We start from the raw sequence: 13,728 nt of genomic DNA, 5'->3' as shown, positions 1-13,728 counted from the left end.
CTAATAGTACGCATCCCCATCCATGAAACGCGGTTTCTACACCATCATGTCGGCGCAGTTCTTCAGCTCGCTGGCCGACAATGCCCTGTTTGTCACCGCGGTGGAACTGTTGCGCACCTCCGGTGCCCCGGAATGGCAGCGTGCGGCCCTGGTGCCCATGTTTGCGCTGTTCTACGTGATCCTGGCCCCTTTTGTGGGCGCCTTTGCCGACGCCTTGCCCAAGGGGCGGGTGATGTTCATCAGCAATGCCATCAAGGTGGCGGGCTGTCTGATGATGCTGATCGGCCACCACCCGCTGCTGGCCTATGCAGTGGTGGGTCTGGGCGCCGCCGCCTACTCGCCGGCCAAATACGGCATCCTGACCGAGCTGCTGCCGCCCTCCCAGCTGGTCAAGGCCAATGGCTGGATCGAGGGGCTGACCATCACCTCCATCATCCTGGGCGTGCTGCTGGGCGGCCAGCTGGTGGGCCCGGCTGTTGCGGCACATCTGATGGCACTGGACGTGCCGTTTGTCGACAACGCGGCCGAAGCCGCCATCGGCGTGCTGGTGTTTGTCTACGCGCTGGCGGCAGCCTTCAACCTGCGCATTCCCCGCACCAGCACCCCGCTGGTGCCCATGCGCCAGCACCCGGAGCAAGGCCTGCTGGCCGCCACGCTGGCCCTGCTGCCCGACTTCCGGGACTGCAACCGCCGCCTGTGGCGCGACAAGCTGGGCCAGATCTCGCTGTCCACCACCACCCTGTTCTGGGGCGTGTCCGGCAATCTGCGCTACATCGTGCTGGCCTGGGCCGCCGTGGCCCTGGGCTACGGCACCACCCAGGCCTCGGCCCTGGTGGGCGTGGTGGCCATCGGTACCGCCGCCGGTGCGGTGCTGGCCTCGATGCGCATGCGCCTGCAGCACGCCACGCGGGTGATTCCCTTGGGCATTGCCATGGGCCTGCTGGTGGTGTGCATGAATTTCATCAGCCACCTGTGGATTGCCATCCCCTTCCTGATCCTGCTGGGCGGCCTGGGCGGCTTCCTGGTGGTGCCCATGAACGCGCTGCTGCAGCACCGCGGCCATGACCTGATGGGCGCGGGCCGCTCCATCGCGGTGCAGAACTTCAATGAACAGGCCTGCATCCTGGGCCTGGGCGCCTTGTATGCGCTGGCCACCAAGCTGGGGGTGTCGGCCTATGGCGCCATCACCGGCTTTGGCCTGATCGTGGCCATCACCATGTGGCTGATCGGCCGCTGGTACCGCTACAACTGCCGCCACCACGGTGGGGAAGTGCGCCGCCTGCTCAATATCGCGCGCCACGACCACCACCACTGAAGCCTGCCACTTTCCCCCGTTTTCATCGTTTCCGGCGCAGGCACCCCCTGCGCCGGAGTCGTTTTCAGCCATGCACTCTCCTGCACCGTATTTCGCCCTGCTGTTCAACGCCGTGGTCTGGGGGCTGTCCTGGTGGCCCTTCAAGACCATGCATGCCGCCGGCCTGGCTGCGCCCTGGGCCACCTCGCTGATCTACGCCGCCCTGGTGCTGGGCACCACGCTGCTGGCGCCGCGCAGCTGGGCCGGGCTGCTGGCCCACCCGGCGCTGTGGCTGCTGGCCCTGTCCTCCGGGCTGACGAATGTGGCCTTCAACACCGCCAGCTCCACCGGGGATGTGGTGCGGGTGATCCTGCTGTTCTATCTGATGCCTGCCTGGGCCGTGCTGCTGGCCTGGAAGTTCCTGGGCGAGCGCCCCACCCCCCAGGGCCTGCTGCGCCTGGCACTGGCGTTCGCCGGCATGGGCCTGGTGATCGTGCCGGCAGGGGCCAGCTGGAGCAGCCTGACGGCCGGCATCGCGCTGCCCGACTACCTGGCCGTGTTCGGCGGCCTGTGCTTTGCCATCACCAATGTGGTCCTGCGCCGCACCCACAGTGCGCCCGGCACCTCGCGCATGCTGGCCATGTTCGTGGGCTGCATGGCCACGGGCCTGACCACCGCCAGCCTGGGCTACGGGCTGGGTGCACTGCCCGGCCTGCCGGCGCCGCAGACCGAATGGGTGCTGTGCGCCCTGGTCATGGCGGTGCTGGTGGCGGTGGGCAACTGGGCCCTGCAGTACGGCGCGGCGCGCCTGCCGACGGCCACCACCTCGCTGATCATGCTGTCCGAAGTGCTGTTTGCCACCGTCTCGGCCTGGCTGCTGGGCGCCACCGAGCTGACGCCGCGCATGCTGCTGGGCGGAGCGCTGATCATCGGCGGCGCGCTGCTGGCCGCCTTGCAGGGGCGCCGCCGCAAGGCATAAAGTGTGCCCATGGGCGTGGCAAGATGGCGCCCATGCAAGGAGACTCCATGACCACACTCCATGATTTCCAGGTGCGCAGCATCGAGGGCGACGAACACGACCTGGGCCAGTACGCCGGCAAGGTGGTGCTGGTGGTGAACACCGCCAGCGCCTGCGGCTTCACGCCCCAGCTGGCCGGCCTGCAGCAGCTGTATGAGCGCTTCGGTCCCCAGGGGCTGGTGGTGCTGGGCTTCCCCTGCAACCAGTTCGGCCACCAGGACCCGGCCCACAACAGCGACATCGCCGCCTTCTGCCAGAAGAACTACGGCGTGGAGTTTCCGATGATGGCCAAGATCGAAGTCAACGGCGAAGCCGCAGCGCCGCTGTTCGTCTGGCTCAAGGAACAGGCCCCCGGCCTGCTGGGCAGCAAGGCCATCAAGTGGAACTTCACCAAATTCCTGGTCGGTCGCGATGGCCGGGCGATCCGCCGCTATGCGCCCCAGGATGCCCCGGTGACGCTGGGTGGCGATATCGAACAGGCGCTGGCACAGGCCCCCACCGCCGCCTGAGCGAAGGCTGCAGGGGCTGCAGGCCGCATGCCGTCAGGCACCGGCCCACCACCGCCGGCGGGGCTACGGCGCCGCCGGCGGTTCACCACGCAGTGCTCAGGCCTGGGCCTTCAGCTGGCGGGCGCGGTGCAGCTGGCGCTGCACCTGCTGGGTGTTCATGCCGTACATGTCGGCAAAGGCGTCCACGGTCTCCGCACCGCTGCCTTCAAAGGCCCGCAGCACGGCTTCGGCCTTGGCGTCCTGTTCGGCCACCACGGCCAGTGCCGCTTCGACCTTGGCCAGGGCACTGGGTTCGCGCAGCTGCACTTTTTCCAGGTAGGCATCGCGGCCCAGGCCGCTGTCGATGAAGGCCTGGCCAATGCGGCGCTGCAGCTTGGCCTGCAGGTCTTCGCCGTCGCGCGGCTTCTTGCGGCGGAAGACTTCGATCAGCGCGTGCAGCACATGCTCGGGCGCCATGGCTTCCACTTCCACGCCCTGCAGATCGCAGCGTGCCGCGCCCATGGCCACGACATTCAGATAGCGGGTGGAGCGGGTGTGCAGGGCCAGCGCCTGCTTGAGGCCGTCCTTGTCCAGCGCTTCGCCCTGGGCGACCTGCAGGTCCTGGAAGATGCCGCGCTTGAGCGGCTTGGGGCTGTCACCGAACAGCGCCGGGTACAGCTGCGCCAGCTGCAGCAGCACGGGGTGGATTTCACGCACGGGGCGCGCGGAAGCGGCAGCGGACTGCGGTGCGGCTCCCTTGGCGGCAGCGGCACGTCCCCGTCCACCGCGCCGGTTGCGGCGACGGGCACCGTCGGCCTGGGCAGGCTGTGCGGCTGCGGCGTCGGAGGCCGGGGTTTCGGGGAGGGAGGACACGATTTCGGTCATGGGCAGGCCAATGGCGACAAAAAAACAAGGCCGCCATCATGCCAGCATTGGCAGTCCTGCGGGCAAGGGGCGACTTTGCAGGCTGCTGCCGGCACGGGAATGCGGTGGCCGTGCCAAGGCTGCGGCGCCTTTGCGGGGCGCTGCGCAGCGCTCAGACCAGGGCTTCGTCCAGCACTTCCACCCAGTGGCGCACCGGCACGGCCGTGCCGGCTTGCAGGTGGGTGATGCAGCCGATGTTGGCCGACAGGATGGCCGCGGGCGCACCGCCTTCAAAGGCCTCGTCCAGCGCATCCAGCTTGCGGGTGCGCAGCTGCTGGGAGATATCGGACTGCAGGATGGAATAGGTGCCAGCCGAACCGCAGCACAGGTGCGATTCGGTGCGCGCCGTGCGCAGCTGGAAGCCCAGCTTGCCCAGGTTGGCCTCGACCACGCCCTTGAGCTTTTGCGCATGCTGCAAGGTGCAGGGCGGGTGGTAGGCCATGGGCTGCGCAGGCACCTTGGCACGGCCGGCCAGCTTGTCGGCCAGCTCGGGCAGCAGGGCGGGCAGCAGCTCGCTCAGATCGCGTGCCAGCGCGCTCACGCGCTGGGCCTTGGCCGCATAGGCGCTGTCGTCGCGCAGGGCATGGGCATAGTCCTTGACCATGGCGCCGCAGCCCGAGGCATTGCTGATGATGGCTTCCACTTCGCCGGCTTCCACGGCGGGCCACCAGGCGTCGATGTTGGCGCGCATCTGGTCCCGCGCACTGTCCTGGTCATTCAGGTGGAACTTCACCGCGCCGCAGCAACCGGCCTTGTCGGCGATCACGGTCTGGATGCCCACGGCATCCAGCACGCGGGCCGTGGCGTAGTTGATGTTGGGCAGCATCGCAGGCTGCACGCAGCCCGCCAGCAGCAGCACCTTGCGGGCGTGTGCGCGCGTCGGCCAGACACCGTGCTCCGTTTTGGGCGGCACCTTGGCCTTGATGACCTCCGGCAGCAGCGGGCGCACGGCCTGGCCCAGCTTCATGGCCGGGGCAAACAGCGGCGAGGGAATGCCTTCCTTCAGCGCCCAGCGCTTGAGGCGCTCGCCCAGCGGGCGCGGCACCTTCTCGTCCACCACCTTGCGGCCAATGTCCACCAGGTGGCCGTATTGCACGCCGCTGGGGCAGGTGGATTCGCAGTTGCGGCAGGTCAGGCAGCGGTCCAGGTGCTCCTGCGTGGCACGGGTGGGCGTGGCCCCTTCCAGCACCTGCTTGATGAGGTAGATGCGGCCGCGCGGGCCGTCCAGCTCGTCACCCAGCGTCTGGTAGGTGGGGCAGGTGGCGGTGCAAAAGCCACAGTGCACGCATTTGCGCAGAATGGCCTCGGCCTCCTGGCCTTCGGGCGTGCTGCGGTATTCGGGTGCGAGGTTGGTCTGCATCGTGGTGTCTCGTAATTCTTGTCAGGGCACGGCGTCAGAGCGCAGCGCTGGTGCGTCCGGGGTTGAAGATGCCGGCCGGATCGAACGCGGTCTTCAGCTGCTGCTGGATGCGCTGCACCGCGGCATTCTGGGGATCGAACAGCGGTTCACCGCTGAGGGGCTGCGCAGCTTCCGCGCTGAACAGCAGCGCATCGCCGCCCACCGCACGGGCGGCGGCTTTCAGCGCGGCACCCGCGCTGCGCGGGGCCTGTACCCAGCGCAGGCCACCATGCCATTCGACCAGCGGCGCGGCCGTGCCGGTCGGCAGCGCCAGCTCGGGCGCAGTCTGTGGCACGGACAGGCGCCACAGGCAGTGGTCGGCCGCACGCGCGGTGAACCAGGGCAATTTCAACTCGCGGCAGGCCGCCCAGTCTGCGGCCGTGCTGGCGGCGTCCAGGCGGGTGCCGCCCATGCTGCGGCAGGCCGCATCCACCGCCGCCGAGGCGCCGCGCAGGCGGACGTACAGCGTGCCCGTGCCCCCGTCCTGCAGCCAGCAGCTGGCGTTCAACGGCAGGGGCTGGCCGCCCCAGGTGTTCAGCTGCTTCAGGGCATCGGCCTGGCCGATGCCATCAAAGCGCAGCGTGGCCTCGGCAGGCGCCACCGGCAGCACTTTCAGGCTGACTTCGGTGATCACGCCCAGCGTGCCCCAGCTTCCTGCCATCAGGCGGGACACGTCGTAACCTGCCACGTTCTTCATGACCTGGCCGCCAAAGCGCAGCAGCTCGGCCTTGCCATTCAGGATTTCGATGCCCAGCACATAGTCGCGCACCGCGCCCACGCTGGCACGGGCCGGGCCGGACAGCCCTGCCGCCACCATGCCGCCCACCGTGGCCTGGCGGCCCTGGCGGGCAAAGTGCGGCGGCTCGAAGGCCAGGGCCTGGCCGCGTTCTGCCAGCACCTGCTCCAGCGCTGCCAGCGGCGTGCCGGCACGCACTGTCACCACCAGTTCGCTGGGTTCGTATTCGACGATGCCCTGCAGGGGGCGCACGTCCAGCGCCTCGCCACGCAGTTCAAGGCCGAGGAAATCCTTGCTGCCCCCACCCTGGATGCGCAGGGCTTGCGGGGTAGCGGCTTGGCTGGCGGCGCGCACGCGCTCGATGATCTGGCTCAGTGCTGGTTCCATGGGCAGCGATGGTAGCGGCAGCCCCCCTGGCGCGTGCATGCCGGCCTTGTGATTTTTTTGAACAGCCGGCGTGAAGCGTGCTGGCCGATGGCATGCCAACCGCTGGCGCTACATCTTGGATAGCTGGTGGCGTTTACGTGGACTGAACTCTGACCGCCAAGCCATCCCAAAATCATGCTGCTGCATCTGGAGCAGCTCCTGAAATCGAAGCATGCGGATGAAATCCAGCTTGCACGGGCTCCGTGCCTCCGCCCGTGCGAACGCCGCAGCCGTAAAAAAAGCCCGCCAGAGGCGGGCTATGAATCGTCACGTCACTCGCAATGGGAACACCGACCGGGCGGCGGGCACCCCGTGCCCGGGCGGGAACCAGCGGCTCAGCGCTGGTAGGCGGACTCGCCGTGGCTGGTGATGTCCAGACCTTCGCGCTCGGCTTCTTCCGAGACACGCAGACCGACCGTGACCTTGCAGATCGCGAAGGCGATCGCTGCCACAACACCGGACCACACCAGGGTCACGACCACGCTCTTGAACTGCACCCACACTTGGTGGGCCATGTTGAAGCCTTCGGGCTCCACGCCACCCAGGCTGGAAGCGCAGAACACACCGGTCAGGATGGCCCCCAGGATACCGCCCACGCCGTGGACGCCGAACACATCGCAGGTGTCATCGGCCTTGAGCATGCGCTTCAGACCGGACACACCCCACAGGCACAGAGGGCCGGCGATCAGACCCATCACGATGGAACCCATGGGGCCCACGAAACCGGCGGCGGGGGTGATGGTCACCAGACCGGCCACCGCGCCCGAGGCAGCGCCCAGCATGGAAGCCTTGCCCTTGTGCAGCGCTTCGGCCACGATCCAGGACACGGCGGCAGCGCCGGTGGCCAGGATGGTGTTGATGAAGGCCAGACCGGCGATGCCGTTGGCGGCGCCTGCAGAGCCGGCGTTGAAACCGAACCAGCCCACCCACAGCAGGGAGGCACCGACCATGGTCAGCGTCAGGCTGTGTGGAGGCAGGGCTTCACGGCCGAAACCGATGCGCTTGCCCACCATGTAGGAACCCACCAGGCCGGCGATAGCGGCGTTGATGTGCACCACGGTGCCGCCGGCGAAGTCCAGTGCGCCGTCCGCAGCCAGCAGACCACCGCCCCAGACCATGTGGGCCATGGGGATGTAGCTGAAGGTGAACCACAGGATGGAGAACAGCATCACTGCCGCGAACTTGATGCGTTCTGCGAAGGCACCCACGATCAGCGACACGGTGATGGCGGCGAAGGTGGACTGGAAGGCCACGAACACATATTCAGGGATGGTCTTCAGCGCGCTGGACAACGTGTCCGGCGTGATGCCGGCCAGGAACAGCTTGTCGAAGCCGCCAAAGAACGTGCCTTCACCGCCGAATGTCAGCGAGAAGCCGTAGATGGCCCACAGCACGGTGATGGCCGAGAAGATCACGAACACCTGCGCCAGCACGGACAGCATGTTCTTGGAGCGCACCAGGCCGCCGTAGAACAGGGCCAGGCCGGGGATGGTCATCAGGATCACCAGCATGGTGGAGGTCAGCATCCAGGCGGTATCACCGGCGCTGAGGGGGGGAGCGGCTTCGGCAGCAGCGGCTGCTGCCGGAGCGGCGGCCTCGGCCACAGCGGCCACGGCAGGAGCGGCTTCTTGGGCCAGTGCACCGGCGGCTGCGGTCAGCAGACCCAGGCCCAGTGAAAGTGCAGGGAGCGTTTTTTTCATGACTGTCTCTCGCTGAAGGGTGGATATCAAAGGGCTTCTTTACCGGTTTCGCCGGTGCGGATGCGCACCACCTGTTCCAGGTCATAGACGAAGATCTTGCCGTCACCGATCTTGCCGGTGCGGGCTGCGGATTCGATGGCTTCGAGCGCCTGCTCCAGCACCGCGTCGTCCACGGCGGCTTCCAGCTTCACCTTGGGCAGGAAGTCGACCACGTACTCGGCGCCGCGGTACAGCTCGGTGTGGCCCTTCTGGCGGCCAAAGCCCTTCACCTCGGTCACGGTGATGCCCTGCACGCCGATTTGCGAGAGGGCTTCGCGCACCTCGTCCAGCTTGAAGGGTTTGATGATGGCTGAGACCATTTTCATGATTGCGTCCTCCTGAATCGGGTGCTTCGGCGCCCGGAGTTGTAACTCGGTGGCTGGCTGCGGGGCGGCCATGCCGTCTGTCTGTTCGATGCGTACCGACTGTCACAAAGCATGGAGCGTGCCAGCCACAGTTCTCCCAAGCGGGGGCCGAGGCCCACTACAGTGTTACCGAGGGGGACGCGGTCGATCACCCCGTCTATGCACCAAAGCAGTGCAATCGCCACATATCCCGATTTCCGCCACGCACTCGTCTGGGGAGAACACGCCATGGGCCTTGCAAGCGTGCGCAGCCGCGCACTGGTGGGCATGCACGCCCAGCCGATCGAAGTGGAGGTGCATCTGGCCAACGGCCTGCCCTGCCTGACCCTGGTGGGCCTGGCCGATACCGAGGTGAAAGAGGCCCGTGAACGCGTGCGCAGCGCCATCCTGAACGCCGGGCTGGAGTTCCCGCACAGCAAGCGCATCACCGTCAACCTGGCCCCGGCCGATCTGCCCAAGGACTCCGGCCGCTTCGACCTGCCCATCGCCCTGGGCATCCTGGCGGCGAGCGGACAGATCGACTCTGCGCAGTTGGCGCGCTATGAATTTGCGGGTGAACTGTCGCTGTCCGGCGCACTGCGCCCGGTGCGCGGGGCCCTGGCCACCGCCCTGGCCATGCAGCTGCACCGCGAGGGCACGCCTTTGGTGCTGCCCCAGGACAGTGCCCGGGAAGCCGCGCTGGTGCCGGGCACCACGGTCTATGGCGCCGCCCATCTGCTCGAAGTGGTGCGGGCCCTGCAACCCCAGGCCACCGAGGGTCTGCCGCTGGCCGAGGCGCCGCCGCCGGCTGCGGCCCCAGATGGACCCGACCTGGCCGATGTGCAGGGCCAGGCCAGTGCCAAACGCGCGCTGGAGATTGCCGCCGCCGGCGGCCACGGCGTGCTGCTGGTGGGGCCCCCGGGCAGTGGCAAATCCATGCTGGCCCAGCGCTTTGCCGGCCTGCTGCCGCCGCTGACCGCACTGGAGGCCCTGGAAGCGGCAGCCATGGCCAGCCTGGCCGGCCCGTTTGACGCCGGCACCTGGGGCCAGCGCCAGATTGCCGCACCCCACCACACGGCCAGCGCCGTGGCGCTGGTGGGGGGCGGGTCACCGCCTCGGCCCGGCGCCATCTCCCGCGCCCACCACGGGGTGCTGTTTCTGGATGAATTTCCGGAATTCGCCCGCCCGGCGCTGGAGGCACTGCGCGAGCCGCTGGAGACCGGGCGCATCCAGATCGCCCGCGCCGCCCAGCAGGCGGACTTTCCCGCCCGCTTCCAGCTGGTGGCCGCCATGAACCCCTGTCCCTGCGGCCTCCAGGGCAGCCCCCGCTGCCGCTGCACGCCCGATCAGGTGGCGCGCTACCACGCCAAGCTCAGCGGCCCGCTGCTGGACCGCATCGACCTGCAGGTGGAAGTCCCGGCCCTGGCGCCGGCCGAGCTGCTGCAGCGCAGCGAACCTGGCAGCACCGCTGCACCCGCCGAGTCCAGCGCCCAGGTACAAGCCCGCGTGGTCCAGGCCCGCCACCTGGCGCTGCAGCGCCAGGGCCACGCCAACCAGTGGCTGGAAGCCGCCACGCTGCAGCAGCACCTGCAACTGGACGACGCCGCCCAGGCCCTGGCCCGCAAAGCCGCCGAACGCCTGGGCTGGTCGGCCCGCGCCACCCACCGCGCGCTCAAGGTGGCACGCACCATCGCCGACCTGGCCGGCAGCCCGGGCATCCAGGCCGCCCACGTGGCCGAAGCCCTGCAGTACCGGCGCGCCATCGTCCGGCCGCACCCCTGAGCTTATTGCACCAGTTTGGTGCAAAGACACCGCGCAATGCGCCCGCACGGCATGCCGGTGCAGCAGATTGCCGCCCACTGCGGGCCGATGAACGGTCAAAGAGCGCCATTTGGCGGCAGAACCCGCCGCTTCCGGTCTCCCGCTGGCGCCGCGCTATGCCCACTGGGGCTCGGCCACAGGCGCGGCCACCAGCGCCTCCTTCGCCCCCGCCACCGGCTCCACCACCTCCTGCAGCAGCTGCGCCATGGCTCGCAATGCCGGCGACCAGCTCGCCTGCGGCCCGGTGACAAAGCAGGTGTCCACCTGGGCGATCCCGGCCAGTGCCGGCGGCAGCGGACACCAGTGCACGCCGAAGCGCTGCTGCTGGGCGGCGATCACGGCCTGCGGCAGCAGGGCGTAGCCCATGCCGGCGGCCACGCAGCCCAGGATCGCATCCAGCGTGCCCAGTTCCATGATCTGCACGGCCGTGATGCCCTGGCTGGCCAGCAGCAGCTCGATGCGCTGGCGGTAGCTGCAACCCTGGCGGAAGGCCAGGAAAGGGGTGCTGCCCAGCTGCTCCGGCGTGGGAAAGGCCGCCAGCGGTGCCACGCTGACCAGCACCAGGGTCTCGCGGAACACCGGCCAGCCCGTCAGGCGCGCCTGCGGCGGCAGGCCGGCCACGAAGGCACAATCGATCTGGCCGGCCAGCAGCTCGGCCAGCTGGCTGGCCGTGGGGCCGGTGCGGAGTTCCAGGGCCATGCCCGGGTGCCGCTGGTGCAGCTGTGCCAGCAGCGGCGGCAGGCGCAGTGCGGCCGTGGTCTCCATGCTGCCGATGCGCAGCACACCGGGCGCCGCCTGGCGGCCCTGCAGCAGGGCCAGGGCCTCGTCGTGCGCCTGCAGCATCTGCTGGGCATAGCGGCGCAGCAGCCGCCCGGCGGGCGTGGGGTGCACGGGGGCGCTGCGCTCCAGCAGCTGGGCGCCGGCCTCGTCTTCCAGTTTCTTGATGTGCGCCGTCACATTGGACTGCACGGTGTGCAGCAGCTGCGCAGCAGCACCGAAGCTGCCGGATTCGCACACGGCTTCGAACATGCGCAGGGACTTGAGTTGCATGGCGACCCCATCTGAAAAAAAGATGCAAGCCATCATTTTGAATCATTGGACATGATGACTCCAGTGCCCGTACGCTCTGCACCACTGGCTCCCGGCCGGCACGCAGTGCCGGCTTCTCTCCCTGAAAGCGCCCGCGTGATCCACCGCCACGAACTGCCTTTGTTTTTCACCGGCTTTGCCGCCACGCTCAGCGGCGTGGGCCTGGCCCGTTTTGCCTATACGGCGCTGATGCCGCAGATGGTGCACGCCGGCTGGTTCAGCGGCGAACAGGTGGCCTACCTGGGTGCGGCCAATCTGCTGGGCTATCTGGTGGGCGCGCTGGCCGCCGCGCCGCTGGCCGAGCGCTTTGGCACGCTGCGCGTGCTGGTGGCCTGCTGGCTGGCCGTGGCGTTCAGCTTTGCCGCCTGCGGCCAGGCCCAGCCGATGGCGCTGTTCTTTGTCTGGCGGCTGGTGTCCGGGATTGCCGGTGCGGTGCTGATGGTGCTGGGCCCGTCGGTGGCCATGGCGGCCACCCCGGTGCAGCGCCGTGCGGCACTGGGGCCGCTGATGTTCTGCGGCATCGGCTGCGGCGCACTGCTGTCGGCTACCCTTGTGCCGGCCCTGGCCGCAACCAGCCTGTCCCTGGTGTGGTGGGCGCTGGCGGCGGTGAGCGCACTGGCCGGCTGGGCAGGCTGGCGCCAGGCCAGGCGGCTGCCGGCCCCGGCACCGCAGGCGCTGTCGCCCCAGGCAGGCATCCCCCTGCGCAACGCACCGCTGTGGACGGTGCCGGTGCTGCTGGTGATGCTGGCCTACACCTGCGATGCCTTCGGTTTTGTGCCTCACACGGTGTTCTGGGTGGACTACCTGGCGCGCGAGCTGCACCTGGGCGCGGCCTATGCATCCACGCAATGGGCATTCTTTGGTCTCGGCGCCATCGCCGGGCCGCTGGCGGCTGCGTTCTGCGCCAGCCGCTGGGGCTGGTGGGGCACCACCACCAGCGCCTATGCCATCAAGGCGGCGGCGATTGCGCTGCCGCTGGTGTGGGCCAGCTTTGCCGGCCATGCCACTTCGGCGTTCCTGGTGGGCGCGCTGTCGCCGGGCATGGCGGCCATCACCTCCGGTTACCTGATGCAACTCATCGGCCCGCTGCAACACAAGAAGATGTGGGGCTATGCCACGGCCGCATTTGCACTGATGCAGGCCGTGTCCGGCTACTTCATGGCCTGGATGTATGCAGCCACCGGTGTCTACCAGCCGCTGTTTGCCATTGGCAGCGCCGTGCTGCTGGCCGGCACGGCGATGGTGGTGGCCAGCCGGTGGGCCCGCCCGGTCCCGGTGGCGGCCTGAGCGCGCTTTGGTTTTTTTGGATCACAAGGATTGGCTATGACCCCCTCCCTCCCCGACTGGATGGCCCGCCTGGGCCTGCAGCACCCCCTCATCCAGGCGCCCATGGCCGGCACCTCCACCCCGCAGCTGGCCGCCGCCGTCAGCGAGGCCGGCGCGCTGGGCTCGGTGGGCATTGGCGCCTACAGCGTGGAACAGGCCCAGCAGCACATTGCCCAGACCCAGGCGCTGACGCAGCGGCCGGTCAACGTCAACCTGTTCTGCCACCAGCAGGCGGCGGCCGATGCGGAGCGTGAAGCCGCCTGGATCCGCTATCTGGCACCGGAATTTGCCCGCTTTGGCGCGCAGCCGCCCAGCCAGCTGCGCAGCATCTACGCCACCGCCGTGGGCAACGCGCCGCTGCAGTCCATGCTGCTGGCGCACAAGCCCGCCGTTGTGAGCTTTCATTTCGGCCTGCCGGAGCAGGCTTTCATCGCCGCATTGCGCGCCGCCGGCATCACCACCTTGGCCTGTGCCACCACGCTGGACGAAGCCCGCCAGATCGAACAGGCCGGCGTGGACGTGCTGGTGGCCCAGGGCATGGAAGCCGGCGGCCACCGCGGCGCCTTTGTGCCGGAGCAGGACCGGCTGATGGGCACCTTCGCCCTGACCCGCGTGCTGGCCGCCCACTGCAGGCTGCCGGTGGTGGCGGCCGGCGGCATCATGGACGGCAGCGGCATCGCGGCCGCGCTGGAGTTGGGCGCCTGCGCCGTGCAGATGGGCACCGCCTTCATCCTGTGCCCCGAATCGGCCGCCAGCCCCGCCTACCGGGCCGAGCTGCAGAGCGAACGGGCCCACCACACGGCCATCACCGCCGCCATCTCCGGCCGCCCGGCGCGCGGCATGGCCAACCGCCTGCACCTGCTGGGCGCCGACTACGTCGGCGATCTGCCCGGCTACCCCATGGTGTACGACGCCGGCAAGGCACTGCACCAGGCCGCCAGCGCCCAGGGCCACAGCGACTATGCGGCCCACTGGGCCGGCCAGGGCGCCCCGCTGGCCCGGGCCCTGCCTGCGGCCACGCTGGTGCAGACCCTGGCGCAGGAGCTGGCCCAGGCGCGCCCGGCCTGAGTCCTCCCCACCGTCCGGCCCACCCACAGGCCCACACCGGTGCACCAATGCAGCGG

12 protein-coding genes are annotated in these 13,728 nt (G+C 69.0%); 6 read left to right on the top strand and 6 right to left on the bottom strand.

Annotated elements, in window-relative coordinates:
- Positions 1–22 precede the first annotated feature (22 nt).
- The 3 genes from lplT (at position 23) to KW830_RS12450 (ending at position 2,821) form a co-directional block, all read left to right on the top strand.
- Positions 23–1,315, top strand: a complete 1,293-nt coding sequence (lplT, locus tag KW830_RS12460; protein ID WP_218333348.1) for a lysophospholipid transporter LplT — start codon at positions 23–25, stop codon at positions 1,313–1,315.
- A gap of 70 nt (positions 1,316–1,385) precedes the next feature.
- A complete protein-coding gene (locus KW830_RS12455; RefSeq protein ID WP_066538771.1) occupies positions 1,386–2,273 on the top strand; it encodes a DMT family transporter in 888 nt (295 codons plus the stop codon).
- A gap of 47 nt (positions 2,274–2,320) precedes the next feature.
- On the top strand, positions 2,321–2,821 hold the full coding sequence (locus tag KW830_RS12450) for a glutathione peroxidase (RefSeq protein ID WP_066538769.1): 501 nt from the start codon (positions 2,321–2,323) through the stop codon (positions 2,819–2,821).
- A gap of 96 nt (positions 2,822–2,917) precedes the next feature.
- On the opposite strand, the gene KW830_RS12445 is transcribed toward KW830_RS12450, so the two are convergent.
- From KW830_RS12445 to KW830_RS12425, 5 genes are all read right to left on the bottom strand, one after another.
- Entirely contained in the window at positions 2,918–3,685 is a 768-nt protein-coding gene (locus tag KW830_RS12445) for a ProQ/FINO family protein (protein WP_218333347.1), read from the bottom strand.
- A gap of 151 nt (positions 3,686–3,836) precedes the next feature.
- Positions 3,837–5,084 (bottom strand): glycolate oxidase subunit GlcF, encoded by a 1,248-nt coding sequence (glcF, locus tag KW830_RS12440; RefSeq protein WP_218333346.1) that lies wholly within the window; start codon positions 5,082–5,084, stop codon positions 3,837–3,839.
- 34 nt (positions 5,085–5,118) lie between these two features.
- A complete protein-coding gene (gene glcE / locus KW830_RS12435; RefSeq protein WP_218333345.1) occupies positions 5,119–6,246 on the bottom strand; it encodes a glycolate oxidase subunit GlcE in 1,128 nt (375 codons plus the stop codon).
- 374 nt (positions 6,247–6,620) lie between these two features.
- A complete protein-coding gene (locus KW830_RS12430) occupies positions 6,621–7,985 on the bottom strand; it encodes an ammonium transporter (RefSeq protein WP_218333344.1) in 1,365 nt (454 codons plus the stop codon).
- A gap of 26 nt (positions 7,986–8,011) precedes the next feature.
- Positions 8,012–8,350, bottom strand: a complete 339-nt coding sequence (locus tag KW830_RS12425) for a P-II family nitrogen regulator (protein WP_066538759.1) — start codon at positions 8,348–8,350, stop codon at positions 8,012–8,014.
- Between the two features lie 267 nt (positions 8,351–8,617).
- Between KW830_RS12425 and KW830_RS12420 the strand changes: the two genes are divergently transcribed.
- The gene (locus KW830_RS12420; RefSeq protein ID WP_218333343.1) at positions 8,618–10,150 is read left to right on the top strand and encodes a YifB family Mg chelatase-like AAA ATPase; all 1,533 of its coding nucleotides are present in this window, start codon (positions 8,618–8,620) and stop codon (positions 10,148–10,150) included.
- A 153-nt stretch (positions 10,151–10,303) separates the two neighbouring features.
- Here the strand turns inward: KW830_RS12420 and KW830_RS12415 are convergent, their stop codons facing one another.
- Positions 10,304–11,239 (bottom strand): LysR family transcriptional regulator, encoded by a 936-nt coding sequence (locus KW830_RS12415; RefSeq protein ID WP_218333342.1) that lies wholly within the window; start codon positions 11,237–11,239, stop codon positions 10,304–10,306.
- A gap of 135 nt (positions 11,240–11,374) precedes the next feature.
- Here KW830_RS12415 and KW830_RS12410 point away from each other — a divergent pair, with 135 nt between their 5' ends.
- Both KW830_RS12410 and KW830_RS12405 read left to right on the top strand, forming a co-directional pair.
- Positions 11,375–12,565, top strand: coding sequence for a YbfB/YjiJ family MFS transporter (locus KW830_RS12410; protein ID WP_218333341.1), 1,191 nt, complete (start codon positions 11,375–11,377; stop codon positions 12,563–12,565).
- Positions 12,566–12,601: 36 nt separating this feature from the next.
- Positions 12,602–13,672, top strand: a complete 1,071-nt coding sequence (locus tag KW830_RS12405) for a nitronate monooxygenase family protein (protein WP_255578342.1) — start codon at positions 12,602–12,604, stop codon at positions 13,670–13,672.
- The last annotated feature ends 56 nt before the right edge of the window (positions 13,673–13,728 follow it).

It is taken from the genome of Comamonas sp. CMM03, assembly GCF_019218715.1.
Lineage (GTDB): Bacteria > Pseudomonadota > Gammaproteobacteria > Burkholderiales > Burkholderiaceae_C > Comamonas > Comamonas terrigena.
The sequence above is the reverse complement of the archived record's forward strand: the minus strand, read 5'-3'. Positions and strand labels throughout refer to the sequence as shown.

Excerpts from the sequence above, each read along its gene's own strand:
- KW830_RS12405 (WP_255578342.1), top strand. The coding sequence starts at position 12,602 with ATGACCCCCTCCCTCCCCGACTGGATGGCCCGCCTGGGCCTGCAGCAC.
- KW830_RS12420 (WP_218333343.1), top strand. The coding sequence starts at position 8,618 with ATGGGCCTTGCAAGCGTGCGCAGCCGCGCACTGGTGGGCATGCACGCC.
- glcE (WP_218333345.1), bottom strand. The coding sequence starts at position 6,246 with ATGGAACCAGCACTGAGCCAGATCATCGAGCGCGTGCGCGCCGCCAGC.
- lplT (WP_218333348.1), top strand. The coding sequence starts at position 23 with ATGAAACGCGGTTTCTACACCATCATGTCGGCGCAGTTCTTCAGCTCG.
- KW830_RS12445 (WP_218333347.1), bottom strand. The coding sequence starts at position 3,685 with ATGACCGAAATCGTGTCCTCCCTCCCCGAAACCCCGGCCTCCGACGCC.
- glcF (WP_218333346.1), bottom strand. The coding sequence starts at position 5,084 with ATGCAGACCAACCTCGCACCCGAATACCGCAGCACGCCCGAAGGCCAG.
- KW830_RS12455 (WP_066538771.1), top strand. The coding sequence starts at position 1,386 with ATGCACTCTCCTGCACCGTATTTCGCCCTGCTGTTCAACGCCGTGGTC.
- KW830_RS12430 (WP_218333344.1), bottom strand. The coding sequence starts at position 7,985 with ATGAAAAAAACGCTCCCTGCACTTTCACTGGGCCTGGGTCTGCTGACC.
- KW830_RS12450 (WP_066538769.1), top strand. The coding sequence starts at position 2,321 with ATGACCACACTCCATGATTTCCAGGTGCGCAGCATCGAGGGCGACGAA.
- KW830_RS12415 (WP_218333342.1), bottom strand. The coding sequence starts at position 11,239 with ATGCAACTCAAGTCCCTGCGCATGTTCGAAGCCGTGTGCGAATCCGGC.
- KW830_RS12425 (WP_066538759.1), bottom strand. The coding sequence starts at position 8,350 with ATGAAAATGGTCTCAGCCATCATCAAACCCTTCAAGCTGGACGAGGTG.